Source organism: Longimicrobium sp. (assembly GCF_048594345.1).
Lineage (GTDB): Bacteria > Gemmatimonadota > Gemmatimonadetes > Longimicrobiales > Longimicrobiaceae > Longimicrobium.
Window position 1 is genome coordinate 1 of the sequence record NZ_JBMDXM010000187.1, and the last position, 24,163, is coordinate 24,163.

Sequence of the window (24,163 nt, forward strand, 5' to 3'; positions counted from 1 at the left end):
GGTCCTTCGGTCGCCGCCATGGACTCTGCAAACAGAAGGATTTGCGCGGCGGCTCCCTCAGGATGACTGGCTTGGGACGTAAAGGCTCAGGCGACATCTTTTTTCCCCTCGTCCCCTCTCACCCCTCTCACCCCTTCACCCCTTCACCCCTTCACCCCTTCACAACCGTCGGCTCGTGCCGGATCGGGACGCTGCACGAGCGCGCGATGAAGCAGAGCGCGTGAGCCCGCTCGTGCAGTTGCAGCGCGAGCGTGGCGTCCGCCTCGCCACCGACGACGACTTCGGGACGCAGGGTCACCGCCTCGAACTGCCCACCACCGTCGGCGTTTGTCCGCATCACTCCGTCCGCGTGGTCTTTGTAGGCGAGCACGCGAATGCCTGCCCGCGAGCAGAGGGAGAGGTAGAACAGCATGTGGCAGGCGGAGATGGCGGCCAGGAACAGGTCCTCGGGGTTGTGCCGCGCCGGGTCGCCCCGGAACGCCGGGTCCGCCGAGCCCGCCAGGTCCGGCTTGCCCCCGATCTCCACCCTGTATTCGCGGCCGTACGCCGTGTAGCGGGCCGTGCCCTCGCCCGTGTTTCCCTCCCAGACCACCCGGGCGGCGTATCCGTGCTCCCCTGCGGCCATCGGTTCTCCCTTCGCGTTTCGGTGGATGCGGGGCGGCGCGCCCCGGTGGGAATCGTACTCCTTGCGGGCGAACCATGCTTCGCGCATCATCAAAGTATGTCCAGCACGATCGATTTGGCCTCCGTCGCCGCCCTGGTGGGCGAGCCCGCCCGCGCCGCCATGCTGATGGCGCTGATGGACGGCCGCGCGCACACCGCCACCGAGCTTGCCCTGCACGCGGGGGTCACGGCCAGCACCGCCAGCAGCCACCTGGCGCGGCTTGCCGCCGGAGGGCTGGTGGCCATCGCGCGGCAGGGGCGGCACCGCTACTTCCGCATCCCCACGCCCGAGATCGGCGCCGCCATCGAGGGGTTGATGAGCATTGCCCCGCGCGCCCAGGCCGCGCCACGCGGCCCGCGCGACGAGCGGATGCGGCGGGCGCGCGTGTGCTACGACCACCTGGCGGGCGAGGCGGGCGTGCGGCTGCTGGAGCGGCTGCGCGAGCAGGGGCTGATCGCCGGCGGTGACGAGGCGCTGCGGCTTACGGAAGCAGGGGAGGCGTGGTGCGGGCGAGTGGGGATTGACCTGGAGGCGCTGCGGGCGCGGCGGCGGGGAATGTGCCGCGGGTGCCTGGACTGGAGCGAGCGGCGCACGCACCTGGCGGGGGCGGTGGGCGCGGCGCTGCTGGACCGGCTGATGGCGCGGGGCTACGCGCGCCGGGAGCCCGGCTCACGCGTGGTCGTTCTCGCCCCGCGCGGCGATTCCTTTATCGAGCACCCGCACCTGGCGGGCTGATTTCGAACGGCGGAGTGTAGCCGCCAGTCCCACGGTTCAGCGTTGACTTCCCGAGAGTGTGGTCAAGAGTCTGAATCTCATGCTCATACCGGAGCATTGATTTCCTGAGGGAGCGCGCCTCCCGAACTTGACGCTACTCAATCGCTTGCGCGCGACTGAAGGATCTCGTTTCGGCCATCGTGGGGCTGGGTCTCGCGCGACCCGACAAAGATCCTTCGGTCGCGCGCAAGTTTCGGTGGGTATGAAAGTTACGGGCGGCGCTCCCTCAGGATGACAGTGGGCCTCATTCCCCTTGTCACCCCTTCACTCGTTCACCCCTTCACCCCTTCACCCCTTCACCCCTTCACCCGTTCACCCGCTCACCCGCTCACCCGCTCACCCGTTCACCCGTTCACCTCAATATCCCCACGGCGCGGGCGGCGCCGCGACGGGGCGCGTCAGGTCGAACTCCACGCGAAAGCGGCGGTCCGTGCCTTCGCGGCGCAGGGCGTAGGCGAACCGCTGGCCGGGAATCACCTCCATCGTCCACACGTTGGTCACGGCGGCGGGGATGAGCGTGGCGGTGTGCGCGTCGGCGTAGAACTCCTGCGCGGCGGGGGTGCCGGCGCCGCGCGTGTCGCCGCCGTACTGGGTGATGGCGTCTTCGCCGCCGTCCTCGTGGCGGTGGTCGTGCTTCAGCCGCAGCCCGCCGTCCGTGCGCGTGAGGATCCAGGTGCGCGAGCGGTTTTCGCCTACGTGAAAGGGAATGCGGATCTCGCCGGGCGCGCACTGCCGCACGTGCATCACCAGCGTCTTGCCGACGAATCCCGTGTCCGCGGCGGTAGGATTCACCACGGTGCCCGCGTACGCCTGCCCGCACATCCGCTGCAGCGAGGCCCAGAACGCGTCCTGTTCGCCAGCCGCGCGCGCCGCCGGGAGTGACGCGCGGCATCCGGCCAGCGCCGCGCAGAAGATGATCAGCAACGCCCGAATCCGCATCGTTCCTCGCCCGTGGTGTGGATCAACCTTCGTTCCCCGGGCGCAACATCTCACGCGCCGCGCACCCGCCGCAACCCGCCCGCGTTGCGCCGCATCCCCACGCGGCGCCATCGTACGGCTCACGGTGCGTCCAATCGGCAACGGGGAAGAGGGAGACGGGGATGGGGATCGAGCTGTGGATCGGGGTGCTGGGCTTTCTGGGCACGCTGCTGCTGGTGCTGGTGGGCTTGATGAACTTCACGGTGTTCCGCAAGCAGCTGCGGATCGCGAAGGAGCAGATCGAGCACGGCGTGCGGCAGCTGGAGATCGCGCAAAAGCAGCCGGACCTGCACCTGATTCAGCGCTCCATCACCGAATCGTCCGACCACGTGCGGCTGATGGTGGAGCGTCCGTACCTGCGCCCGTACTTCTACGCCGACGCGCGGTGGCAGGCCGGCGATACGGCTACGCGCGACGAGGTGCTGGCCATGGCCGAACTCATCCTGAACAACTTTGCCTCCGCGCTCATGCATTCGGCCGCGTTTCCGCAGTACCCGGTGCGCGGCATCGACCGCATCATCATGTTCCACATGCGCCACGGGCCGGTGCTGCACGATTTTCTGCTGGAAAACTTCGACCGCTTTCCGTTTACGGGCCTTACCCTGCTCACGCTGCGGCACGAGCGTCCCGATCAGGTGGAAGCGGACCTGCGCCGGCTGGTGGATGCGCCGGGCCTGGACGCGCGTGAGTCCGCGCGGCGGAGGGAGTTGCTGGATCTGTACCTGCGCACGCCGGACCGCGATCCCATCGAGTTTACCGCCCACACCATGCAGCGGCGGCGCTGACCCGCCCGCCCCAACCCCGTGCCGCGAACCATGGGAAAGCGACCCAACGAGTTTGAGCAGATGGCGATCACCGTCCCCGAGGTGCGCCGGTTCGTGAACCAGTGCGGGGGATGCGGAAGCGTGGGCGTAAAGCCGGACGCGCCGGATGAGTTCACCCGCTTCGCGCCGCTGGGGCCGGGGCTGCGGGAGCGTATCGGCGTGCTGGCGCTGGACGACCGCGGGCTGTGCGAGATGTGCGGCCGGTGGCTGGACGATCGCACGGCGCACCGTCCCGCCTGACGCGCCGCCCGTCCGAATGCGCCGAGGAGGGGCGTTCTACGGGCGTCCCATCGACCCGTAACCCTGCACCGGATCCTACCCATGACCCTGCTCCGTTCGCTGCTCGTCGCCGTCCTTGCCTTTGCCGTAAGCGCATGCGGCGGCTCCAGCCCCTCGCTGCCGGAAACCGACGCGGATTACGGCGGCACGCTGACCGAGTTCCTGCTGGGACCGGCGTCGCTGGACGCGCCCGCGCGCGTGCTGGTGCAGCGGGATGGGTCAACTTCGCCGCCGGATCGAAAGATCGTCGAGATCGGATCCTCGACTCGCCTTTACCTGGCGGATCGCAACGGGCAGCCGCGCCGGGCGAGCACGGATGACCTCCAGGTGGGCGACCGGCTTCTGGTATGGACCACGGGTGTCGAACTGCGCTCCGACTCGGGGCAGGTGTTCGCGACGGACGTCCACATCATCCGGCAGGAGCTGCCGAGCCTGGATTGAGGCATGGACCCTGCTCCGTCCGGACCCTCCATTGCCGGACGGGAGAGGGTACCATGCATCGATGCGCGGCCGTTCTGCTTCTGTTCCTCGCCGCCTGCGGACCCTTCTTTCGCGGCGGCGAGGAGGGTGACGCGGGCGACCGCCTTACGCTGTGCGTGGAGAACGCCGCCATCGCGTACGGCAACGTGGTGGCGCGCGCCGGCCCGGTGCGGTTCGACGTGATGCCGGGGCAGCAGGTGTGCAAGCCGCTCCTGGGCGCCGGCGGTTTCATTGCGCTGCGCGCGTCCACCACCGGCGGCGGAATCGGCGGCCCGCGCACCTACGAGGCGCGGCTCCCCGTCAGCGGCTACCCGTGCTGGCGCTGGCGCCTGACCGATTCCCCCGCCTCCTCCGCCGACCTCAACCGCTGCCCCGCCGAACCCGACGACGCAGACGCCGATACGACGTCGGCGGATCCGGCCCGGGCGCCGTAGGGATCATGAGACAGGGGCAAACGTCCAGAACGGTCGCTCACCTCGACCGTGGAGTGGGTGGACGGTTCTACAGATCGCGCATCAGGTGGTGCGATCCTCTCGATTCCATGCGCTGCCGAGACCCATCTGCCCACCCACACCTTTTCAAAAAAATGCGGATGGCCCCCTGCCGCATTCCATCTTCCTCCCGTTCCCGACACCCTTACAAAAGATCGTGCCTCGCCGGCAGCCCCACCCGCACCCGACACCTGGGAATCCGGCTCCACTCCGAGGAAATGGCACGAGAAAACTCTGCTAACTCTGGTAACTCTGCGTGAGCCCAATCTTTTAGCGGATCCGCGTGAACCTGGAGGCAACGGCACGAACAAACTCCGTTGACTCCGTTGACTCCGTGTGAGGCCCATTCTTTTGCTGATCCGGAATCACCGCCGTTGCTCGATGGCACAACGAAAGAACCGCCCGGAGCGACGTGCCCCGGGCGGTTCCTTCGTGCTGCGGCATCAGCGTCCGCGACGCGGGATCAGCGCGCGGCGGCGAGCTGCTCCACGGCGGCGGCGAGCATGTGCACGCGGGGCTCGTCGGCCGCGCCGCGGGCGTCGCCGTGCAGCGCGGTCGCCAGCTGCGTCAGCGCGGTGCCGCGCGCGGCGCCCGAGGCGCGCTCGGCGGTGGCCAGCGCCTGGCGCACGGCGGTGATGCGGGCGGCGGCCAGGCCGTTGCCCCGCTGCAGCTGGTCCAGGTACGCGCGGGCCAGCGCAAAGCTGGGCGGCCACACGAACTTGGGCTGTTCCTGCGCGTTCAGGTACTCCAGCCGCACCGTCTTGGCCGCGTCGATCTCGTTCTGCGACAGGTGCTCGCTGGGCGTCAGCTCCATCACGTCCAGCCCGCGCGAGATCTCGGAGCTCACGATCACCCCGTTGTACCAGTACGCCGACCACGAACCGCCGGGGGCCATGCGCGTGCTGTCCGCCGGCCCGCGGTCAAAGAAGGCGATCTCTCGCGGGCGGCCGGCGTCGGTCCAGTCGAAGACCGAGATGCCGCCCTGGTACCACGCCTGCACCATCACGTCACGCCCCGGGATGGGGATCAGCGAGCCGTTGTGGGCCACGCAGTTCTCGAACGCGGTCTGCACCGCGGGCAGCTTGTAGTAGCTGCGGAACTGCATCTGCCGGTCGCGCGTGACGGAGAAGATGGCGTCGGCGCCCCACTCCGCCGGGTCGGTGGCGCGGCACTTGGGCTGCCCGCCGCCGCCCCACTCGTCGCTGAACAGCACCTTGCTGCCGTCGTTGCTGAACGTGGCCGAGTGCCAGTACGAGAAGTTGCTGTCGGCCACGGCCGAGACGCGCACCGGGTTTACCGGGTCGCTGATGTCCAGCAGCATCCCGTACCCCTCGCACGCGCCGCCCGCCAGGCCGATCGCCGGGTAGACGGTGATGTCGTGGCACTGCGTGGGCCCGGGGCGCGGCCCGCTGCCCTCGCCCATCGCGGCCGCCAGGATCCCCGGCAGCATGGCGCGCGCGGTGGCGCTGTCCGCCGCCGTGGCCTGCGCGCGCCCGGTGCCGCCCCGCCTGCGGACGATGCTGTCCAGCACCACGTTGGCGAAGCCCTGCTGCACCACGCGCTCGTGCCCGTTCACCATCACCACGAACGCGCCGCGGGCGCGCGCCGCCTCGAGGTCAGCCCGGGTCTCGCCGTGGCGCGGGGGCGCGGCAAGGTCGTTGAAGATGCGCGGCGAGCTGACGATGGCCGCGCGCTCGGGGTTGCCCAGCGGCACCTTGACCACCTCGATGCGGAAGAGCGCCGAGTTGGGGTCGCGGTCCGGCGTTTCGTTCACGCAGCCGGCAAGCTCGCTGGGCGAACGCACACCCGCGGAGCCCGAGATGTACACGTAGACGTTCTCGCGGTCGTCCGGGTCCGCCAGCACGGTGTGCGTGTGCGAGCCGCGGCACGTCTGCACGTTGCCCACGTTGCGCGGGTTGCGGATGTCGGTGATGTCGAAGATGCGCAGGCCGCGCAGCCGCTCCTGGCTCACCGTGTCGCGCACGCCCTGCGTGCCGCAGTCCAGCCGCCCCGTAAGCCCCTCGCCGGAGACGAAGAGCAGGTTCTTGTACACGCTCACGTCGCTCTGCGAGGCCGGGCACACGAAGCCCTTGACCAGCGACGGCCGGCTGGGATTGGAGATGTCCCAGATCATCCAGCCGTTGTAGTTGCCCTGGATGGCGTAGTTGCCGGTGAACGCCACGTCCGAGCTGCTGGCCCCGGCAAACTCCGCCGCCGGCTGGCTGCGGGAGAGCACGCGCATGTTCCACGTGGCCTCGCCGGCGTCAAAGCGGCCGGCGCGCAGCCCCACGCGCGGATCGCTGGAAGTGCCCTGCGCCGCCGCGGGGGCCGCCTGCAGCGCGGCCGCGGCCAGCGCGGCCGCCAGCGACAGCGCGCGCAGCCGGGTGGTGGTGGAACGCACCCGCGCGGGGCGGGGCGAAGAAGCGAGTTGCATCACGGTGTCCTTGTGTCGGGTGGAGTGGGTCCTGCGCGCCTGCCGGGTCGGGCCGCTCACGGGGCAGGGGAGGCAAAGAGAAGCGCTTCCAGCATCCGCTGCATCCGGTCGATCTCGGTAGCCTGGTCCACGTTTACGTCCGAGGCGAACTTGAACACGGTCTCGTCCTGCCCGGCGCCGTAGCTGCCGAACAACTGCTCGACCATGGCCACCGCGCCCCGGTGGTGCTGGATCATGAACGTAAGGAACAGGCGGTCAAAGTCTTCGCCGCGCGCCGCGTCCAGCTGGGCGACCTGCGCCGGGGTCAGCATTCCCGGCATCATCCCGCCGCCGTGATCGTGGTGCCCGGCGTGCGCCTCGGGCACCGGCAGGCCGCGGTCGGCCAGCCACTGCCGCATGGTGGCGATCTCGTCTTCCTGCGAGCCGATGATGCGCGCGGCCAGCCGGCGCACCTCCGGGCTGGCGTCGTGCGTGGGCGCCAGCTGCGCGATCACGATGGCCTGGGCGTGGTGGCCGATCATGCTGCTCATGAAGCGCGCGTCCGCCTCCGTCCACGGATGGCCGCCGTTGTTCACCGCGGGCGCCGGGCCGGTGGCGGCGTGGGTGCCGTGCACGTCCACCGCGGCGGGCACGCCCGGGCCGGGCGCCGGGGCGGGGGTGGCGCGCGTGGTGCCGCCGCACGCCGCGGCAGACAGCGCCAGCAGGGTGGCGGCCAGCCGTCTGGTAATGGATGCCTTCATTCCAGCTGGTTTCCGGTGATGTTCAGTTCGAACGTTCGATACTAGCACGGCGGAGCGGGATGGCAAGTACTTAGCACCCGCGCCCAGCGATCTCAGACACCGTGCTCCGCGGCGGCGTTGGGTGAACGGGTGAACGGGTGAACGGGTGAACGGGTGAACGGGTGAACGGGCAGGCCTTCTCGATCGTCGGATACGAACGCCCCAACGCATCGCAATCTGTCCGCTCGGCTCGATCTGTCCTTTCGAAGGAGGCGCCGCGCGGACCCGTCCCCTGGCTCCACACCCTGGCGCCCACTGAGAAATCTGCCGTCCGCCGGCAGTGGGCTGTCGCGAGTCCAGGATTTGGCGCCCGCGGTCCTCATCGGATACGAACGTTGCGCACACCCTGCCCGGGCTGGAACTTTGTTGGTCCAGGTAGAGGCGTAGGATCCATCCCGTAATCGGAGGCACCTCGATGGGCCTGCTCGACTGGCTTCGGAGTCCGTATCCCGCTCGCCCCCAGCCGCGGGACACGTCCCCCGCGTCCACCGCGGCGGCCACCCGCGTGCTGGCGATCGTGCTTTTGCGCGAGCCGGTGCCGGCGGACGGGCAAGCGGTGATCGACCATCTGCGCGGCCAGGGCGTGCTGGGCGACCCGTTGTTCCTCCCGATCACCGACGTCAGCGAAGAGCGGGGCATGGTGGTCTGCCGCATTCCTGGCGGAACGGTGACGATTCGCTCCCATCCCACACCCATCCCCGCGCGGGAGCTGGAACGGCCTGTCGCCCTGGCGTGGCAATGGCCCGCCGCGCGCGAAGAAGTGGCCGCGCACCGGGGACACATCCTCGTAGAAGCCAGCAGCACGGAAGCGGACCTGATGCACCTGTTCGGCCTGCAGGCGCGCCTGGTGGGCGCCGTCGTAGCCACCACGCCGTCGGCAGGCGTGTACGTGCCGGACGCAGCGATGGTGCGCTCCCGCGGCGATTGGCTGGACGAAGCGCTCACCACCGAGCGCGACAACTTCTCCCTCCTGCTGTGGGTGGGGGTCAATCCCGTTCGCGAAGCGGATGGGCGCGTGTCGGCCTACACCACGGGCATGTCCCGCTTCGGGATGATGGAGCTGGAGGTGTGGGCTAGTGCGCGGGGGTTCCAGGAGATGCTGGACAGGGTGTGTGACGCCATCGACGACCAGGTGTGGAGGGACAGGCCGCTGGATGATGGCGAGATGTTCGGCTATCCCGTCGAGGACCGCCACCCCGTGCGCCATCTTCCCTCCCGTTTTGCCCCCGGCACCCGCGCCGTCGTGCTCGAAGGCGGTGAGGCGGCGGCCGGAAATCCCACCACCCGCCAATCAACCTGATACGCAAAGGGATCATCACGCACCGGCGCAGGGGAACTCGACCATTGACCCCGTTGACCCCGTTGACCCCGTGTGAGACACGTCTTTTCCACGATCCGGGATCGGGAGCACAACGGACAGCGGGACCCGCCTCAGACCGCGGGATCCTGCCGGCGAGTGCCTGCCGACGCGGCGTCTTCTACCCGGCGCGAGGGAAGGGCGAACGCGAACACGGTGCCCTGCTCCGGGAACTCCGCCCACGCGCGCCCGCCCAGTGACTGCACCGTCTCGCGCACGATGTTCAGCCCCAGCCCCGTGCCCTCCACCTCCGCGAGGTCCCCCTCGTGGGCCCGGTAAAAGCGGTCGAACAGCCGGGCGCGCGCGGGCTCGGGCACCCCGATCCCGTTGTCGCGGACGCGGACCACCAGCTCGGACCCGCGGTCCTCCGGGTCCGCAAAAACCAGCTCGCCCGAGACTTCTACCCACCGCTCCGGCTGGTGCGGGTTCGAGTACTTGATGGCGTTCGACAGGTAGTTGGCCATGCACAGCTCCACCGCGGCGGCGTCCACCTCCACGTTGGGAAGCGCCGAATCCACCCGGATCTCCACCCCGTGCAGCTCCGCGCCCGCACGCAGCTGCCGCACCACCTCGGCAACCGCCTGCGGAAGAAGCACGTTGCGCTGCTGGCGCGCATCCTCTTCCAGGCGCGACAGCGTGATCAGGTTCTCCAGCACCAGTTGCAGACCCTCGGCGTTCTCGCGCACCATGCGCTGAAAGCGCTCGCGTTCGGCCTCGGCCAGCCAGGGCTCTTCCAGAAGACTGACGGCGCCGCGAATGGCGCCCACGCGGTTCTTCAGCTCGTGGCTCACCATCCGGTTGAACCGCCGCAGCCGCTCCTCGCGCTCGTTTACGCGGTCGCTCCACAACCGCAGAAAGTTGGTGACCGCCGCCTGCCGGATCGTCTCCAGCGCATCGCCCAGGCGCTGCCAGCAGTCCACCACCTCGGCGCGCGTTCCCGGAGGGTTTTCGCGCTCCAGGTACTCCGCCAGGTTGGCGCTGATGATCTTGGCGAGGATCTCGTGCTCCTTCAGGATCTCGTAGGCGTCGAAGCCCTGCTCGTGGCGCAGCGCGCCCAGCTCCATGGCCTTGGCCAGCACCCCCGCGCTGCCCCCGGGGTCTCTGCCCGGGCTCTCCAGGTGCTCCGCCAGCCCGTCCAGAAGCACCGGGACGTGGTTCAGCAGCTCCTCCGACGGAAAGATCCGTCCCGGGTCGATCGTCACGCGCGCGGCGATCCGCTCCAGCCACCGCCCCACGATCTCGGATCTCGCCGCCCTCAGGTGCGCCGCCAGCGCGGCCGCCAGGGCGTTGGGCGGGAGCACGGCCGCGCCTGGGGCGGTGCCGGGGGTCGTTTTGTCGGGGTCGGGGTGTGTCATGGTGGCGTGGGATAGCACGATCCGCGCCCTGTGGCAAAGCCGGATGAACCCGGCCCGGACCGTATCCCCGCGCGTCTTCTGACCTCGACGCCGACCACGTGCGGGACCGGCTGCCGCCGCGTGATCCGCGACGGATGCGTTGTTTCCGTCGCCGCGGGATACGATCTTGTCGCCGCCGGGCGCGATCCTGCCCGGCCTCTCCCTCCCCCGGCCTTCGGCGGGGAGCGCTCCGCAACGGGCCGGCATCCGCGGATCCATGAAATACGACGTCTTCGTCAGCTACAACCGACGCGATACGCTGGTGGTGGATGCGCTCGTGGCGCTGCTGCGCGCCGAGAGCGTTTCGGTGTGGAAGGACAGCGACCAGCTGATCGCCGGGACGCCGCTGCTGGCCAGCATCGAGCAGGGCGTGCGGGCCTCGCGCAACGTGCTGGTGTGCGTGGGGGCCAGCGGCGTGGGCGACTGGCAGGATCCCGAGATCCAGGCGGCGCTCACCCTGTCGCTGGACGATCCCTCCATCCGCGTGATCCCCGTGCTTGTGCCGGGCGCCCCGGCGGAGCTCACGCTTCCCCTCTTTCTCCGCTCCAACCTGTGGGTGGACCTTCGCGGCGGGCTGAACGACCCCGCGAACTGGAGCCTGCTGCGCCGCAGCATCCAGGCGCCCTCGTCCGCGCCTGCCGCGCCCGCCAACACGGCGGAAAGCGCGGAGCCAGGGGTGCGTGGGGCGGCCAGCCTTGCGCTGATTCGCGACGGCGCGGTGCTGCTGGTCAAGCGCGCCGCCACCGCCAAACTGGGCGCGGGAAACTGGCAGTTCCCCGGCGGCAAGATCGACCCCGGCGAGACGCCGCTGGCCGCGGCGGTGCGCGAGGCCCGCGAAGAAGTGGGATTTGGGGTGGAGCCGGACGCCGCCACGTTCATCTGCGAGCTGCGCGACGCGTGGCCGGACAGGCGCAGCGGCAAGACGGTCCGGATGAGCCTGTTCTGGGCTCCCGCCCCCGCCGGCGACGTGGTGCTGGAATCCACCTTCGATGCGTACGCGTGGGTGCCGCTGAGCGAGGCGTTCGAGCAGCGCGACAAGGTGCTGTTCGGGTCGACGGGGCGCCTGCTGCGGGTGCTGCGCCGCTACTTTGACGCGTACCTGCCCCTGCTGCGGCTGGCGGATGTACTGCAGCAGTCCGTGGACTCGCACGCGCCGCTGCCACACGCCCCCGCGTTGGGCGGCGGCGCCGGGGAGACGGTGTACGGCGTGCTTAGCCTGCTGGGGCTGGTGGACGACCGGGGCAGCTATCGCGCGGCGTCCCCGTTCGCGGCGCCCACGCTGCGGGTGCTGGCGGCCGCGGCGCTCACCGAATCATCCGTCTTTGCGGCGGAGGGTAAGGGCGAGTGGTACGCGGACGCCGTGCACCGCGGCGCGCGCGACGAGGTGGACAAGCTGCGCCGCCAGCTTTTCGACCGCCACGCGTCGCTGCTGGGTCTGCTCTCGTACCGCGTCATGGTCCCGTCCAGCGAGCGCCGCATCGCCGCGCTGCTGGTGGGCGCGACGGACGAGACGGGATGCCGTTACCTGCTGGTGCGCTGGGACTTCAAGGCGCGCAAGTTCCAGCTGCCGGCGCGCGGCCTGGAGGAGGTGGATGATCCCGACGTCACCTCCCCCGACTCCGCGCGCTACGTGGTGGCGGAACGGCTGGACCGGTCGCTGGTGCAGGCCGTGGGCTGCCGCTACCTGGGCCGGCTGGAGACGCGCCACGTGGGCGCCGGAAGCATGAACGACGGGCCCCTGATGCGGCGCTACGACATCGGCGTCTTTGAGCTGGAGGTGCTGGGCGCGGCGCAGCACGCCACGCTGCAGTGCCTGCGCAGGCACAACCAGCACACCGAAGCGCTGCTGCAGGACCTTTCCGCCGACGAGCTGGGGGAGCATCCCACCAGCCTGTATTACATGTGGGCGGACCTGGACGAGATCCTGCGCAACCCCACCGTACTGCTGGGCCGGCCCATGCAGGGTTTCCGGGAGATCATCGAAGAGCTGAGACCGCAGGTACTGACGTCGGTCCGCAATCCCATCGCCATCAACTCCGCCGCCTCCCCCATCCCCGTCGTCTCGCCCCGCCTGCGGGACACGCGCCTCCCCGAGTGGTTCACGGACGATGGGTGATATCCACCCGAAAGACGTTGATCTCCTGGGCCGGTGTTGCTGAACCTCTCCCTTCGCTCTCGCGATCGGTCATCCTGAGGGAGCGCCGCGCGGAACTGTGCCTTGCACCGCCACTGGCGCGCGACCGAAGCACCTTCTCTCCGCCACCGCGCGGCATGCGCTTCCTCGGAGATCCAGCCCCACGGTTCTGCCGGCGAGATCCTTCGGTCGGCGCCAAAGTGCCTCGGGAGCAGCAGGTTCGGAGCGGCGCCTTCCTCACGAAATCCAGGTCTTGGGAAATCCTGAAACACACTCCTGGATGTCCCCCACAGAAGTACGATGTCATCCTGAGGCTGAGGGAGCGCACACCCGGCAACTTCCGCAATCACGGGGGCTTGCGCGCGACCGAAGGATCTTTGTCGGGTCGCGGGAGGCCCAGCCCTCGGGAGCCGTTCAAGTCCCTCATCCACGCAGACAAGATCCTTCAGTCGGCGCACCAGCTTCGTTGTTCAGGCAGGATAGGCGTGGCGCCTCCTTCAGGAAATCAACCCCTGTGCTTTGCGGGTTGGCCATCCGTATCCCGATGCCGTGAAACCAGTTGCGGCTGCGCATCGTATCCATCGCTCGCGCGGCGGTGCGCTTTCCCTCTGCCCGTCGCGCCGGACTTTCGAGGGATACCGACACAGGAGAACTCCCATGGCGAACGGCAACGGCGGCGGGAACTCGGCGGGATACCCCAGCACCACCGGCAACCCGTCCGGCGGCGGACGCGACAACGGGCCGCGCAGGTAGAGGATGATGAGGCCGCCCGGGAGCTGCTCCCGGGCGGCCTTGCACCTGATCCGCAAACACACTCCGTATTCCCCAACTGCAGGTTCTCACGCAGAGGGAGCAGAGGAAGCAGAGTTTTTACATGCAGTTCTCTGCTTCCTCCGCTTCCTCTGCGTGCCCAATGTTTCGTGGATTCGGTGTTATCTTGCGCCGATCAGCGCTCGTAGAACGGGGGCGGCTCCACGCCCAGCGAGCGCAGGTACACGTAGCCCTGCCCGCGGTGGTGGATCTCGTTGTCGATCACGTACAGGATCAGGTCCGACGCGCGGCCGGGATACTGGCCGAACGCCACCAGCTCTTCCTGGAATCGCTCGGCCGGGATCCGCGGCCACAGGGTGTTGAGCTCTTCGGTGGACTGGTCCCACATCCGCAGGATCTCTTCCTTCGGCTTCTGTTCCCGGTCCCACGACGTGGTCCAGTCGCCGGTCACCACGCCCCGCGCCATCGGCGCCGCCATGGTGAGCAGTTCCAGCACCAGCTCGCCAAAGGTCCGCATCCCGCCGATGGAGTAGGTGAAGAGCTGGTCTTCGGGATACGCCTCGATCAGGCGGCGCGTAAGCCGGCGGTGCCCCTGCCAGTGCTCCAGCAGGGCTTCGGCGGTAACGGCGGCGGTGTCGGACATGCGTGCCTCACGAGCGGTGGATGGGCAATCCTCCGAATCCCCTGTTCGGGATTCGTTCGGGCGGAGCGACGAAGATAGGGCGCCCGGCCGTCGTCCACAAGGCAAACATTTGCTTCTTCCGCCTTCTCGGGAACTCGCCGGCTCCCGCGTGCATTGGGAATGTGGAGTGAGATGGATAGGATGGCTCACCAGAACCCAAAAACCGGGATGGATACCGAGATCGAAGCCCCCGCGGCCGCCGCCGGCGCGCCCAAGCTGTACGGCGACCTCGCGTCGTGGTGGCCGCTGATGTCGTCGCCGGACGAGTACGAGGAAGAGGCGGGGTTCTACGGAGACGTGCTCATCGAGGCAGGCAGCCGTCCGCCGCGCACGCTGCTGGAACTGGGCAGCGGTGGCGGCAACAACGCGTCGTACCTCAAGGCTCGCTTCGCGGAGGTGGTGCTGGTCGATCTCTCTCCCGGAATGCTGGAGGTGAGCCGCCGGCTTAACCCGGAGTGCGAGCACGTGCAGGGCGACATGCGCACCGTGCGGCTGGGGCGCCGGTTCGACTGCGTGTTTGTGCACGACGCCGTGTGCTACATGACCACCGAGGCGGACCTGCGGCGGGCGATGCAGACGGCATGGGAGCACTGCGCCCCCGGCGGCGCCGCGCTCTTTGCCCCCGACCACCTGCGCGAGAACTTTGCCCCCTCCACCGAGGAAGGCGGCCACGACGGCGACGGCCGCGCCATGCGCTACCTGATGTGGACGTGGGATCCCGACCCGTCGGATACCACCTACACGGCCGACTTCGCCTACCTGCTGCGCGAGGCGGACGGCTCGGTTTCGGTGGAGCACGACCGCCACGTGGAAGGCCTGTTCTCGCGCGGCGACTGGCTGCGGCTGCTGGCGGAGGTAGGATTCGAGGCCCGCGCCGTCCCCTTCGACCATTCGGATCTGGAGCCCGGCTCGTACGAGGTGTTCGTGGGCCGCAAACCCGCCGTCTGACGCGGCTCGCCATCGAGCGCGATCAATACTCCCCGCGCCGCGAGGAACGAGCGGGGGGCTCGCGGCGGGTACCTGTGGAAGCAACGCCGCCGTCTCCCCGCGGCGGCGTCTTTCACGTGGCTCCAGCCCGGCCTAATGCCGCGGCGGCTGCCACACGTCGGGGTGCTTCAACCCGTTCCACCAGCGCCGGCGCGGGCACTTGAAGCGCTCCAGCTTTACGCCCCTGCGCAGCTCCACCTTGTGCGGGTGCATGGGGTGGGTGCAGCGGCAGATGGGCCAGTGGTCGTCCGCATGTACCTGCGGCGGGGCTGCGGCCGAAACCGGCGTCGGTGTCGGCCCGGGCCCGGGGGGCGCCGCGCCGGCGATCTGTCCGTCCTTGGGAATGTTCATCCTTTTGCCCTGGAGCCGAGGAAACATTAAACCCGGCGAAAGCTTGGTCGTAACCGGATGTTCAGCAATCCTTTTGTTGCGCGGCGTAGGCGTGCCCGGCGCGGACAGGCCGTGGCACTGGAGAATCGCGGACGGCTGGGTCCGTGCGTGACGAGGCGGCGGTTCCTTTCCGGGGGCCGCCGCTTCGTTTTTACGCGCCGGGGACGGACGCTCATCCCCGGACTTCGACGGAGAGGCGCACGTTACACCTGTATCGGAACGCTGTAACGGAATGTGAACGCACCACGATTCGCCAGGTCCCCGCCTTGTTGTCCCGCAACGATTTTCCCGGTTTTCGCGCACGGTCCGGCGGTTGCCCACGACGGCGTCATCCCCAGGCAGATCTGCCCGTTCCTCTGCGACGGGCTGGCGGTTCTCACCTCGCACAGCAAAGGCATCCCCATGTCGACCGGCACCAAGTACGGCATCTGCTACAACCCCACCTGGCCGGGCTACACCGGGTCCTATCCCAACAGCGGCCCCAACGCTCAGCTTTCCGACGCCGACTTCTTCAACGTCTCGTTCCAGGCCCTGTGGAACGCCGGCACCGATGCCAACGGCAACGTCTACCGCGACGACCTGGGCACCATCGGCGGCGGCGGCTTCAACCTGGTGCGCCTGTACAACTGGGGCCCCACCCGTGGCTGGGACGCCACGACCCAGGTGGGCACGGCGCACCTGGATTTTCTGGACTACGCCAGCAAGAACGGCATCCAGGTGATCGTCCCGGTCTCCAACTACTTTCTCTCGGACGACACCTACGCCTGGAACGGAAACAATCCCGGCGGCGACTACTCGTTCGGCAGCGCCCCGGCCGCCATGCAGACCGCGCTGACGCAGTTTCTGAGCAGCGTGACGAAGAACGGGAAGCTCCATCCGGCGGTGCATTCCTTCTCCGTCGGCAACGAGATCGACATCAACACGCTGCAGGGGCAGGGAAGCAGCGGCATCGTGGATCCGGCGTCGCGGCTGGCCCGCATCATCTGGTGGATCGTCAACCTGCAGGGGCAGATGACGGCCAACAGCCTGGGGCAGGCGCTGCTCACCAGCCCCATCTCCAACGCGGACCAGGGCAATCCGGGCACCACGCCGGCCAGCTACTGGTTTGGCGCGCTGGCCGGGGGCGTGACCGGCGGCACCACCCCGCTTCCCCAGGGCACCACGGGCGGCTCCGGCACCTTCGGCGCGACGTGGAGTGGCCTGAGCGGGTACACGTGGTTTGCGGACTGGTACTACAACAGCGTCAACATCTACCAGTCGGATAGCGGCCTGTCGGCCACCCTGACCCAGTACGACGCGTGGAAGTCCAACACCACCAACAACCTCAACTGGCCGGGTCAGCAGTTCGCCGTGCCGCTGCTGCTCACCGAGTTCGCGCTTTCGCCGCGCGGCGCGGGGTCGGCGGGGGAGAACGCGGAGTTTGCCAGCCTGGTTGGGCAGGTCACCACGGTCACCGACTACCTGGCGAGCAACCCCGGCAGCCTGGTGATGGGCTTCTGCATCTACGAGTTCAACGACGAGGCGTACCTGAACGCCAACTGGGGGATCTTCATGGAGGGCAACGTCCTCTACAACGAGCCCACCGGTACCACCCAGGTCAGCTACGCCACCTGGCCCAGCGTGGACTACCCGGTGAACCAGCTCAACCCCGTGACCAACTCCACGACCGGGCAAACGCTGATCGCCGCCCTGTCCGCCATCTTCAACCCGCCGGCGGCCATCCCGTTCAAGGGCGTGGCGGATCACGCGCCGGCGGCCACCTGATCCTGACGTTGCGCGGGCGCTGAATCGAATCCGCCGTCCGCGCGGTGACGGGATCGACGGGGCCGGCTTCACGAGCGTGGAGCCGGCCCCATGTTTTTGCCCGCCGCGACAGGCTTGTGCGATGCGGAGGGGCGCGGTTATCCTCGAACGTCCTCCCTCGATCTTGCCTGCTCACTCCACGGCGCCATGGCCACCATCCTCTTCTTGACCCCTGGTTCGTCCCCCCTGCGTGGCGCGCTCACGGCGACCGAGCTCGCGCCGGTGATGCAAGTTAGGGAGAGAAGAGTTTACCGATGAATGAGCCACCTCCCGGGATTCCAAGGCGCGGGATGGTTTTGCCGTTCCAAGTTCGCAAAGAATTGCGAGCGGACCGGCAGTTTGTGCGGACAGCGCCGTGGTTCCCGCCTGCGTGCTACGGTGTGGAAGGTGTTCAAGTCAGCACGGAGGAGCCTGCGATGATGGTCGGTGGTGAGATGCCGATCCACCTCTATCCGTTGCAGGCACCTATCTCCAAAGACCAGATGGAGGAGCTTCATCTGCAAAAGTTCTGTACCGACTTCTGCTTGGCCTTCGGAGCGAGACCTTATGTTGGTTTGAGGCGCGGTGAAGATCCTCCCGATTTTATTGGCCTCGCACCTGAAGGCGTTCGACGAATTGACTGTACGCAATTTGTAGTTGGCTCTCGGCGTGCCTCACAGGCAATGTTCCGTTCGGTCCGCCGCGCGATCTTCGACGCAGGACCAGACAGGTTCAGTCATCTTACTGGCCTGCTGCTTTGGGTTTGGGCGACTACCAGTAGGGATTTGTTGGATCTTCCGCTCCGGGGAAACACGCAGCAGGAACTACTGAATGGACTAGAACTGTTCCGTTTTCAATCTGAGATGGGTGTATCATATGGGCCTGAAGTACCGGAGCAGGCACCGGACTTTGGGATCCAGACTTCTGCAAGTGGGTGGCGCTACTACGCGGTGCCTTTGCTCGTGGCCGCACCAAGTTCTCCGTTTTTCGTAAAAATGGGCTTTGAGATCGCGTATAATTACCCAACCGAACACACCTCTCTTGAACTATGGGAAGAGTTTAAGCGGGTGGTCATGCAGCACGACCAACCCTCGGTGGATGATCTAATCATCACAGTTGGCGGCCCAGACCGGGAGGGCTACCAATATTTGGGAGAAGATGCGCTATTCGATTTTATGATCAGAACGATGACGATACCTCCTCTGCCGTTGCAGCATACCAAACGCGTTCTGGTTCACAGGTGGGAATCTGGAAGTATTATCCAGTTTTATCCAACCTATGGGACGATTTCTCGCGGGCCCCACCAGTTGAGTGTTCCCGCGCACCAACCGCTGGTGCCTAATGAAAGCTGAGATCAGCCTTATTGTGGATGGTACTCGTTGCGGTGCTCGCGGAGATGGAACTCGCGCCGATGTAGGCTGGTCCGTCGCCGTGAGCGCATCGTTATGCGCGTTAATTGACGGGGCCGCGCGCGGCATCGGTCGCCCTCGGGGGGTGGCTAGACTAAAGCAGTGGCATCAGGCCGCGGTGGGCCCGGCGAGGGCGCCGATTTTGCTTCCGCGATGGGTTGAATGAGCCCCGGAGCGGGCTCTAGATGGACATCGGAGGATGCGGGACGATGGTGTTGAGAAAGCCGCGGAACCTCGCGGGCGGCGGTGGCGACGTGGACGTGCTGCAGTACGAGATCCTGCAGGAAAAGGCCGCGGTGCTGGCGCGGCTGGGAACCAAGCTGCAGGCGGCGCTGGACCGGCTGGCGGAGTTCGATGCGGCCGCGCGGCCCGGCTTCGGCGCGCGGGAGCGGGACGCGCTGGTGGCCGCCGCGGGCGAGGCGCTGTGGTACTTTGTGGTGCAGCGTGAGGTGCTGGGCATCCCCGACAGCGAGGGGATGATGCGTCAACTGGGCGTCCCCCGCGAAGTGCGGCTGCGCATGGGCCTTAACCGGCGCCCTGGTCCGTAGCCTGTTCCCCCTCGCGCCCTTCTTCTCCGAACGACGAGAGTCATGATGAAAGCGATCCTCGCCGCGTTTCTGCTGGTGCTGGCGGCGGCGGTGCCGGCGCGGGCGCATCCGGGCGTGGGGATCGTGATGGACCGGCAGGGGAACGTGTTCTACACCGACCTCGTCCACGTCTGGCGGATCGCGCCGGACGGCCGCAAGTCGGTCGCCGTGCGCGACGTGCACACGCACGAGCTGGCGATGGACGCCGCCGGCAACCTGTTTGGCGAAGACAGCGAGTACCAGGGCGGCGACCGCTGGCGCCACCGCGTCTGGCGCCGCGCCCCCGACGGCCGCGTGACGGACGTCATCCCGTGGCGCGACGGCTTTTTTCGCGACTACGGCTTTGTGCGCGACGCCGCGGGGGCGATGTACTGGGTGCCGTGCCCGGAGCGGCGCTGCACCATCCGAAAGCGTACCCCGGACGGCCGCACCACCACCATCGGCCCGAACGTGCGGTTCAACCACACCATCAACTGGATTGCGCCCGGGCCGCAGGCATCGGTGTGGGTGGTGGATGGCGAGGACCTGCGCCGCATCGACCGCGAGGGGCGCATCTCCACCGTCGTGCGGGGGATGGGATCGGGGATAATGGGGCTGTTTCCGGATGCGCGGGACGGCCTGTACGTCGCCGTCTACGGCACGCGTTCCGTGATGCACGTGGGCGCCGACGGACGCGTGGCGACGGTGGCCCGCACCCCCGCACCCTGGGCTCCCTCCGGCGTGATGGTGGCGCCCAACGGCGACCTGTGGATCCTGGAATACTCCACGTCCAACGAGGCCCGCGTGCGCCGCATCGCCCGCAACGGCCGCGTCACGGTGTTCTGAGGCTGAGCGGACGAGTCCCACCCACCCGTGGAATGACTCGATCGACGCCGTTCCGAGGCCCAACCGCGCCGCGCCCGATTCCGCGCGCGGCAGGCGGTTTTTTCGTACCGGATGGTTCCGCGCGGCGCTCCATCGAAATGACAGTTCGACGCGTGCCGAACGGAGGAGGCTCACCCGGATCCCGCCACGCCCACCACACCCGCTTTCCGCGCGTAAGCCTCCAGCCCGCGAAGGCGGACTTCGTGTAGTTGTTGCAGCGAATTCATTCGCCCCTGCAGGCGGTCCGCACGTTACCGGCTCAGCTTCTCGATGGGCATCATGCGTCCTTGCCGCTGGCCTGACTCCACCCGACGATGACCCATGCAGAGCGTGAAAGCCGAGCTCCTGGACTTCTGCCGGACGCTTCCGGGCGCCACGGAAGACGTGAAGTGGGGCGACCACCTGGTGTACTCGGTGGGCGAAAAGATGTTCGCCATGTTCGACGTGGGCGATTCGGACCTCGTGCGCTTCAAGGTGAGTGACGGGGTGTTCCCCATCCTGACCCGTGAGGCGGGGATCTCGCCGGCGCCGTATCTTGCACGGCAGTCGTGGATCAAGCTGGACCACACCCGCGTCCTTCCGCGCGAGGAGATCCAGGACCTGCTGCGTGAGTCGCACGAGCTGGTCGCGTCCAAGCTGACGCGCAAGCTGCGTCGCGAGCTGGGCATTGAACCGGCGCCGACGCGCGGCTAGAGCCCGCGCACCTCCCTTATCGACGGATTCCCGTGATCGTGGAGTACGTGCGCTACCAGATCCCGCCCGAGCGGCGGGACGCGTTCGAGGATGCGTACGCCCAGGCGCAGTCCGCGCTGGCCGCGTCGCCGCATTGCCTGGCGTGGGAGCTTTCGCGCTGCGCTGAAGATCCCATGCAGTACACGCTGCGCATCGAGTGGGACTCGGCCCAGGGGCACATGCAGGGGTTCCGGAAGGGACCTGACTTCGGCGTCTTCTTTGCCGCCATTCGCCCGTACGTGGGCGACATCGCCGAGATGCGGCACTACGACGTTACCGCCGTCCGCGGGCGAAAGGAGGCCGCCGTTGCCTGATTCCGCGGAGCGCAGGGAGGGCCGGTGGATGCGCCGCGGCGCCATCCCGCTGCTCCTTCTGCCGTTGCTGATTCTGATCGGGTACCGCGGCAAACCCGGCCGCCTGGCGCCGCCGGACGGGCCGCTGCAGCCGTGCCCATCCACCCCCAACTGCGTCTCGACCGAGGCGACGGATGCAGGGCACGCCATGCCCGCGCTGCCGTTCACCGGCACGCCGGGGGAGGCGCTGGCGCGCGCGCGGGCCGCGCTGCTGGCTGAGCCGCGCACGCGCATCGTCACCGAGCGGCCGGGCTACCTGCACGCCGAGGCCCGCAGCCGCGTCTTCCGCTTCGTCGACGACGTGGAGGTGATGGTGGACAGCACCTCGCGGGTGGTGCGCTTTCGCTCCGCGTCGCGGCTGGGCCGCAAGGACTTTGGCGTGAACCGCGCCCGGATGGAGCGCTTTGGCGAACGGTTCCGCGCCGCCGAACGCTGAAGCGGCCGCCGGGCGTGAACCGGGCGGCCGCTCCACCAACATCCCCGATCCGTCCGGAGCCTACGGACGGCGGGTGGTGATGAGGATGACTCCGTTGGCCGCGCGCGAGCCGTAGATGGCGGCCGATCCGGCGTCTTTCAGCACGTCGATGCGCTCCACGTCGGCGGGGTTGATGCCGTCCAGCTCGTGCCCGGCGCGCGCGCCCAGCAGCGGCACGCCGTCCACTACGAACAGCGGCTCGCCGCCCTCCGTCAGGCTGCTGGCGCCGCGGATGCGCACCGAGTAGCCCCCGCCCGGCAGCCGCGTGACCGCCACGCCCGCCAGCCGCCCCTGGAACATCTCCTCCACCCGCGACACCCGGCGCGATCGCAGCCGCTCGCCGGAAAGCGACGCAACCGAGCCGGTGATGTTCTCCGCCTTCTGCGTCCCGTAGCCGACTTCGACTCCGTCGGCCTCGGGGCCCGGCGCGTCAGCCGGCGGATGGCCCGCGCACCCCGCCGCGAGCAGTGCGGCCAGGCCGGCATGCAGAAACGCGTTGCGGCGGCGGTGCCCCGTGCGTGCCATGGTTTCCTCCGTGGCTGGGCCCGCCACCCGCGAGCGGACGCGGCGTGCGCCCGGTCGCGGGATGGGCGGCGGGCGCCTCGCCACGGTGCGTCACCGGGCCGAACGCCCCGACGGGATGTGCTGCATGGCCGGGGCCACGGAGCGGCCGCCGCGGCTTGATGCGCGCGGCGGCATCCACTACTCTGCATTCGTGTGGCGCGTGGGGCAAGCAACATCCTCACGGGCCCCGGGGTGCCATGCATCCGCGCCCCTCCCTTTCCGCGTATCCACACGCATGACGGACGTCCACACGTTCACCCCGCGCCCCGCCGAGGCCCGCACCGAAAGCCTGGTCGCCGCCGGCCTGGCCGCGGCGCTGGTGGCGGGATACCTGTACGTGGGGCAGGGGGAGCGCGACGTGCGCCTGCTGGCGGGGCTGAGCGCGCTGGCCGCGGGCGTGGTGCTGGTGGGCTACCTGCTGCGCGCGCACGTCCAGTGGGTGGATGAGATCCAGCTTTCCGCCGAAAGCGCAACGCTGATGCGCAACGACGCCCCGCAGACGCTGCCGTGGACGGCGGTCAGGTCCGTCCGCCACTACTCGCGCGGCGGAGAGCACTGGATTCTGAGCGCCGATCCCGGCCACAGCACCATGATCATCCGCGCCGACGGATTGAACCGGGAAGAGGCCGCGCGGCTGCGGGAGCTGATCTCCGCGCTGCACGCCGCCGCCGTGCCGTCCGCCGCGACGGAGCACGGCCGGTGAGCCGGCGCGCGGGGGAAAGCGCGGGGATGGTGCTGTTCCGGCGGACGGAGGAGCGCGGGCTGGAGGTGTTTCTGGCGCACCCGGGCGGCCCGTTCTGGAAGAACAAGGACGAAGGCGCCTGGACCATCCCCAAGGGCCTGGTGGACGAAGGCGAGACGCCGCTGGACGCCGCGCAGCGCGAGTTCCGCGAAGAAACGGGGATTGCGCCGCGCGAGCCCTTTCTTCCCCTGGGCGACATCCGGCAGAAGGCGGGGAAGCGCGTGCACGCCTGGGCCTGGGAGGGCGACGCGGACCCCGCCACCGTCACCAGCAACGAGATGCGCACCGAGTGGCCGCGCGGGTCGGGGCGGATGATCACCTTTCCCGAGGTGGACCGCTGCGCCTGGTTCTCCCCCGCCGAAGCCCGCCTGAAGATGAACGCCGCCCAGGCCGAGTTCGTCGGCAGACTGGAAGCGCTACTGGCGGAGTGAGTCGCGACCCGCCGCGCTCCCTCCGGGCCGGCACCACCGGCCCACCTCCCCCGAAAACTGCCGGGGGAGGTTGATGTGGGGCAGGGGTTTGGGTGCTGCGGAGGGTTTCGCGCGGCGCCCCCTCCGGGCCGGCACCACCGGCCCACCTCCCCCGAAACTGCCGGGGGAGGTTGATGTGGGGCTGGAGCTGTTTAGCTCTGGACGGTCGGGAGCGAGATGGTGGGTCGCCCCCTCCCCAGCCCTCCCCCACAAACTGCGTGGGGGAGGGAGAACGGCCGTAGGTCCTTCGCAGCGGGATCGACTTCTCCCCTCTCCGTGAGGAACGAACGGGGAGGGGCCGGGGGAGGGGCACCGCGTCGCGAGCCGCTGATCCGCCCCGCATCCCCCGCCATTCCTTGCCCCACCGGTTGACACGGTGCGCAAGTTTGTGTATCGTACCGATCTGTCCCGACCACGCTCCGCCCCGGCAAGGCGCCGGAGGCGGAATTTTCGTCCGGAACACCAGAACCCGCCGGCACCTGGCCGGCACAGGCCCGCGCTTCGGGCGCGAGAAAAGTACGATGAAGACGTATTCCGTAAAGGCGGGAGAGATCGAGCACAAGTGGTTCGTCGTCGACGCGGACAGCAAGATCCTGGGCCGGGTGGCCACGGAGATTGCCCGCGTGCTGCGCGGCAAGCACAAGCCGACCTACACCCCGCACCTGGACACCGGCGACTACGTCGTGGTCATCAACGCGGACAAGGTCCGTCTGAGCGGCAACAAGGCCGACCAGAAGACCTACTTCAAGCACACCGGCTACATGGGC

At 68.7% G+C, this 24,163-nt stretch carries 26 protein-coding genes; 18 read left to right on the forward strand and 8 right to left on the reverse strand.

What is annotated here, in order from left to right:
- Positions 1-151: 151 nt before the first annotated feature.
- Positions 152-625: an OsmC family protein gene (locus tag ACOJUJ_RS20200; RefSeq protein WP_420128711.1), complete on the reverse strand. Its 474-nt coding sequence runs from the start codon at positions 623-625 to the stop codon at positions 152-154.
- Positions 626-721: 96 nt separating this feature from the next.
- On the opposite strand from ACOJUJ_RS20200, the gene ACOJUJ_RS20205 reads away from it, so the two are divergent.
- Positions 722-1,399, forward strand: a complete 678-nt coding sequence (locus ACOJUJ_RS20205) for an ArsR/SmtB family transcription factor (protein WP_420128712.1) — start codon at positions 722-724, stop codon at positions 1,397-1,399.
- A 396-nt stretch (positions 1,400-1,795) separates the two neighbouring features.
- Here the strand turns inward: ACOJUJ_RS20205 and ACOJUJ_RS20210 are convergent, their stop codons facing one another.
- Positions 1,796-2,377, reverse strand: a complete 582-nt coding sequence (locus tag ACOJUJ_RS20210; RefSeq protein WP_420128713.1) for a hypothetical protein — start codon at positions 2,375-2,377, stop codon at positions 1,796-1,798.
- Between the two features lie 161 nt (positions 2,378-2,538).
- Here ACOJUJ_RS20210 and ACOJUJ_RS20215 point away from each other — a divergent pair, with 161 nt between their 5' ends.
- The 4 genes from ACOJUJ_RS20215 (at position 2,539) to ACOJUJ_RS20230 (ending at position 4,433) form a co-directional block, all read left to right on the forward strand.
- Positions 2,539-3,201 carry a hypothetical protein gene (locus tag ACOJUJ_RS20215; RefSeq protein WP_420128714.1) on the forward strand — a complete coding sequence of 221 codons (663 nt, stop codon included), beginning with the start codon at positions 2,539-2,541 and terminating at the stop codon, positions 3,199-3,201.
- A gap of 30 nt (positions 3,202-3,231) precedes the next feature.
- The gene (locus ACOJUJ_RS20220) at positions 3,232-3,480 is read left to right on the forward strand and encodes a hypothetical protein (RefSeq protein ID WP_420128715.1); all 249 of its coding nucleotides are present in this window, start codon (positions 3,232-3,234) and stop codon (positions 3,478-3,480) included.
- Positions 3,481-3,561: 81 nt separating this feature from the next.
- Complete coding sequence (locus ACOJUJ_RS20225; protein WP_420128716.1) at positions 3,562-3,960, forward strand: hypothetical protein; 399 nt, start codon at positions 3,562-3,564, stop codon at positions 3,958-3,960.
- Between the two features lie 53 nt (positions 3,961-4,013).
- On the forward strand, positions 4,014-4,433 hold the full coding sequence (locus ACOJUJ_RS20230) for a hypothetical protein (protein ID WP_420128717.1): 420 nt from the start codon (positions 4,014-4,016) through the stop codon (positions 4,431-4,433).
- Between the two features lie 520 nt (positions 4,434-4,953).
- Here the strand turns inward: ACOJUJ_RS20230 and ACOJUJ_RS20235 are convergent.
- Together ACOJUJ_RS20235 and ACOJUJ_RS20240 are read right to left on the reverse strand one after the other, a co-directional pair.
- A complete protein-coding gene (locus ACOJUJ_RS20235) occupies positions 4,954-6,924 on the reverse strand; it encodes an LVIVD repeat-containing protein (protein ID WP_420128718.1) in 1,971 nt (656 codons plus the stop codon).
- Positions 6,925-6,980: 56 nt separating this feature from the next.
- Positions 6,981-7,664, reverse strand: a complete 684-nt coding sequence (locus tag ACOJUJ_RS20240; protein WP_420128719.1) for a DUF305 domain-containing protein — start codon at positions 7,662-7,664, stop codon at positions 6,981-6,983.
- Positions 7,665-8,118: 454 nt separating this feature from the next.
- Between ACOJUJ_RS20240 and ACOJUJ_RS20245 the strand changes: the two genes are divergently transcribed.
- Positions 8,119-9,003 carry a DUF4261 domain-containing protein gene (locus tag ACOJUJ_RS20245; protein ID WP_420128720.1) on the forward strand — a complete coding sequence of 295 codons (885 nt, stop codon included), beginning with the start codon at positions 8,119-8,121 and terminating at the stop codon, positions 9,001-9,003.
- A gap of 131 nt (positions 9,004-9,134) precedes the next feature.
- On the opposite strand, the gene ACOJUJ_RS20250 is transcribed toward ACOJUJ_RS20245, so the two are convergent.
- Complete coding sequence (locus ACOJUJ_RS20250; protein ID WP_420128721.1) at positions 9,135-10,415, reverse strand: ATP-binding protein; 1,281 nt, start codon at positions 10,413-10,415, stop codon at positions 9,135-9,137.
- 256 nt (positions 10,416-10,671) lie between these two features.
- Between ACOJUJ_RS20250 and ACOJUJ_RS20255 the strand changes: the two genes are divergently transcribed.
- On the forward strand, positions 10,672-12,570 hold the full coding sequence (locus ACOJUJ_RS20255; RefSeq protein ID WP_420128722.1) for an NUDIX domain-containing protein: 1,899 nt from the start codon (positions 10,672-10,674) through the stop codon (positions 12,568-12,570).
- Positions 12,571-13,534: 964 nt separating this feature from the next.
- Here the strand turns inward: ACOJUJ_RS20255 and ACOJUJ_RS20260 are convergent.
- Entirely contained in the window at positions 13,535-14,002 is a 468-nt protein-coding gene (locus ACOJUJ_RS20260) for a DinB family protein (protein WP_420128723.1), read from the reverse strand.
- A 207-nt stretch (positions 14,003-14,209) separates the two neighbouring features.
- On the opposite strand from ACOJUJ_RS20260, the gene ACOJUJ_RS20265 reads away from it, so the two are divergent.
- Positions 14,210-14,989 carry a class I SAM-dependent methyltransferase gene (locus tag ACOJUJ_RS20265; RefSeq protein ID WP_420128724.1) on the forward strand — a complete coding sequence of 260 codons (780 nt, stop codon included), beginning with the start codon at positions 14,210-14,212 and terminating at the stop codon, positions 14,987-14,989.
- A gap of 132 nt (positions 14,990-15,121) precedes the next feature.
- Here the strand turns inward: ACOJUJ_RS20265 and ACOJUJ_RS20270 are convergent, their stop codons facing one another.
- Positions 15,122-15,379, reverse strand: a complete 258-nt coding sequence (locus ACOJUJ_RS20270; RefSeq protein WP_420128725.1) for a hypothetical protein — start codon at positions 15,377-15,379, stop codon at positions 15,122-15,124.
- Positions 15,380-15,820: 441 nt separating this feature from the next.
- On the opposite strand from ACOJUJ_RS20270, the gene ACOJUJ_RS20275 reads away from it, so the two are divergent.
- From ACOJUJ_RS20275 to ACOJUJ_RS20305, 7 genes are all read left to right on the forward strand, one after another.
- A complete protein-coding gene (locus tag ACOJUJ_RS20275) occupies positions 15,821-17,182 on the forward strand; it encodes a hypothetical protein (RefSeq protein ID WP_420128726.1) in 1,362 nt (453 codons plus the stop codon).
- A gap of 455 nt (positions 17,183-17,637) precedes the next feature.
- Positions 17,638-18,552 carry a hypothetical protein gene (locus ACOJUJ_RS20280; protein ID WP_420128727.1) on the forward strand — a complete coding sequence of 305 codons (915 nt, stop codon included), beginning with the start codon at positions 17,638-17,640 and terminating at the stop codon, positions 18,550-18,552.
- A 272-nt stretch (positions 18,553-18,824) separates the two neighbouring features.
- Positions 18,825-19,157 carry a DUF6665 family protein gene (locus ACOJUJ_RS20285; protein ID WP_420128728.1) on the forward strand — a complete coding sequence of 111 codons (333 nt, stop codon included), beginning with the start codon at positions 18,825-18,827 and terminating at the stop codon, positions 19,155-19,157.
- Between the two features lie 45 nt (positions 19,158-19,202).
- A complete protein-coding gene (locus ACOJUJ_RS20290; protein WP_420128729.1) occupies positions 19,203-20,021 on the forward strand; it encodes a hypothetical protein in 819 nt (272 codons plus the stop codon).
- A 360-nt stretch (positions 20,022-20,381) separates the two neighbouring features.
- The gene (locus ACOJUJ_RS20295; protein ID WP_420128730.1) at positions 20,382-20,753 is read left to right on the forward strand and encodes an MmcQ/YjbR family DNA-binding protein; all 372 of its coding nucleotides are present in this window, start codon (positions 20,382-20,384) and stop codon (positions 20,751-20,753) included.
- Between the two features lie 32 nt (positions 20,754-20,785).
- Positions 20,786-21,106: a putative quinol monooxygenase gene (locus ACOJUJ_RS20300; protein ID WP_420128731.1), complete on the forward strand. Its 321-nt coding sequence runs from the start codon at positions 20,786-20,788 to the stop codon at positions 21,104-21,106.
- Positions 21,099-21,581, forward strand: a complete 483-nt coding sequence (locus tag ACOJUJ_RS20305; protein WP_420128732.1) for a DUF1499 domain-containing protein — start codon at positions 21,099-21,101, stop codon at positions 21,579-21,581. Before ACOJUJ_RS20300 ends, ACOJUJ_RS20305 begins: the two co-directional genes overlap by 8 nt.
- A gap of 60 nt (positions 21,582-21,641) precedes the next feature.
- On the opposite strand, the gene ACOJUJ_RS20310 is transcribed toward ACOJUJ_RS20305, so the two are convergent.
- Positions 21,642-22,145 carry a TonB-dependent receptor plug domain-containing protein gene (locus tag ACOJUJ_RS20310; protein ID WP_420128733.1) on the reverse strand — a complete coding sequence of 168 codons (504 nt, stop codon included), beginning with the start codon at positions 22,143-22,145 and terminating at the stop codon, positions 21,642-21,644.
- A 274-nt stretch (positions 22,146-22,419) separates the two neighbouring features.
- Between ACOJUJ_RS20310 and ACOJUJ_RS20315 the strand changes: the two genes are divergently transcribed.
- From ACOJUJ_RS20315 to rplM, 3 genes are all read left to right on the forward strand, one after another.
- Positions 22,420-22,887, forward strand: coding sequence for a hypothetical protein (locus tag ACOJUJ_RS20315; protein WP_420128734.1), 468 nt, complete (start codon positions 22,420-22,422; stop codon positions 22,885-22,887).
- A 26-nt stretch (positions 22,888-22,913) separates the two neighbouring features.
- Positions 22,914-23,357, forward strand: coding sequence for an NUDIX domain-containing protein (locus ACOJUJ_RS20320; protein ID WP_420128736.1), 444 nt, complete (start codon positions 22,914-22,916; stop codon positions 23,355-23,357).
- A 560-nt stretch (positions 23,358-23,917) separates the two neighbouring features.
- On the forward strand, positions 23,918-24,163 hold a 246-nt coding region (rplM, locus tag ACOJUJ_RS20325; protein ID WP_420128735.1), incomplete at its 3' end, for a 50S ribosomal protein L13.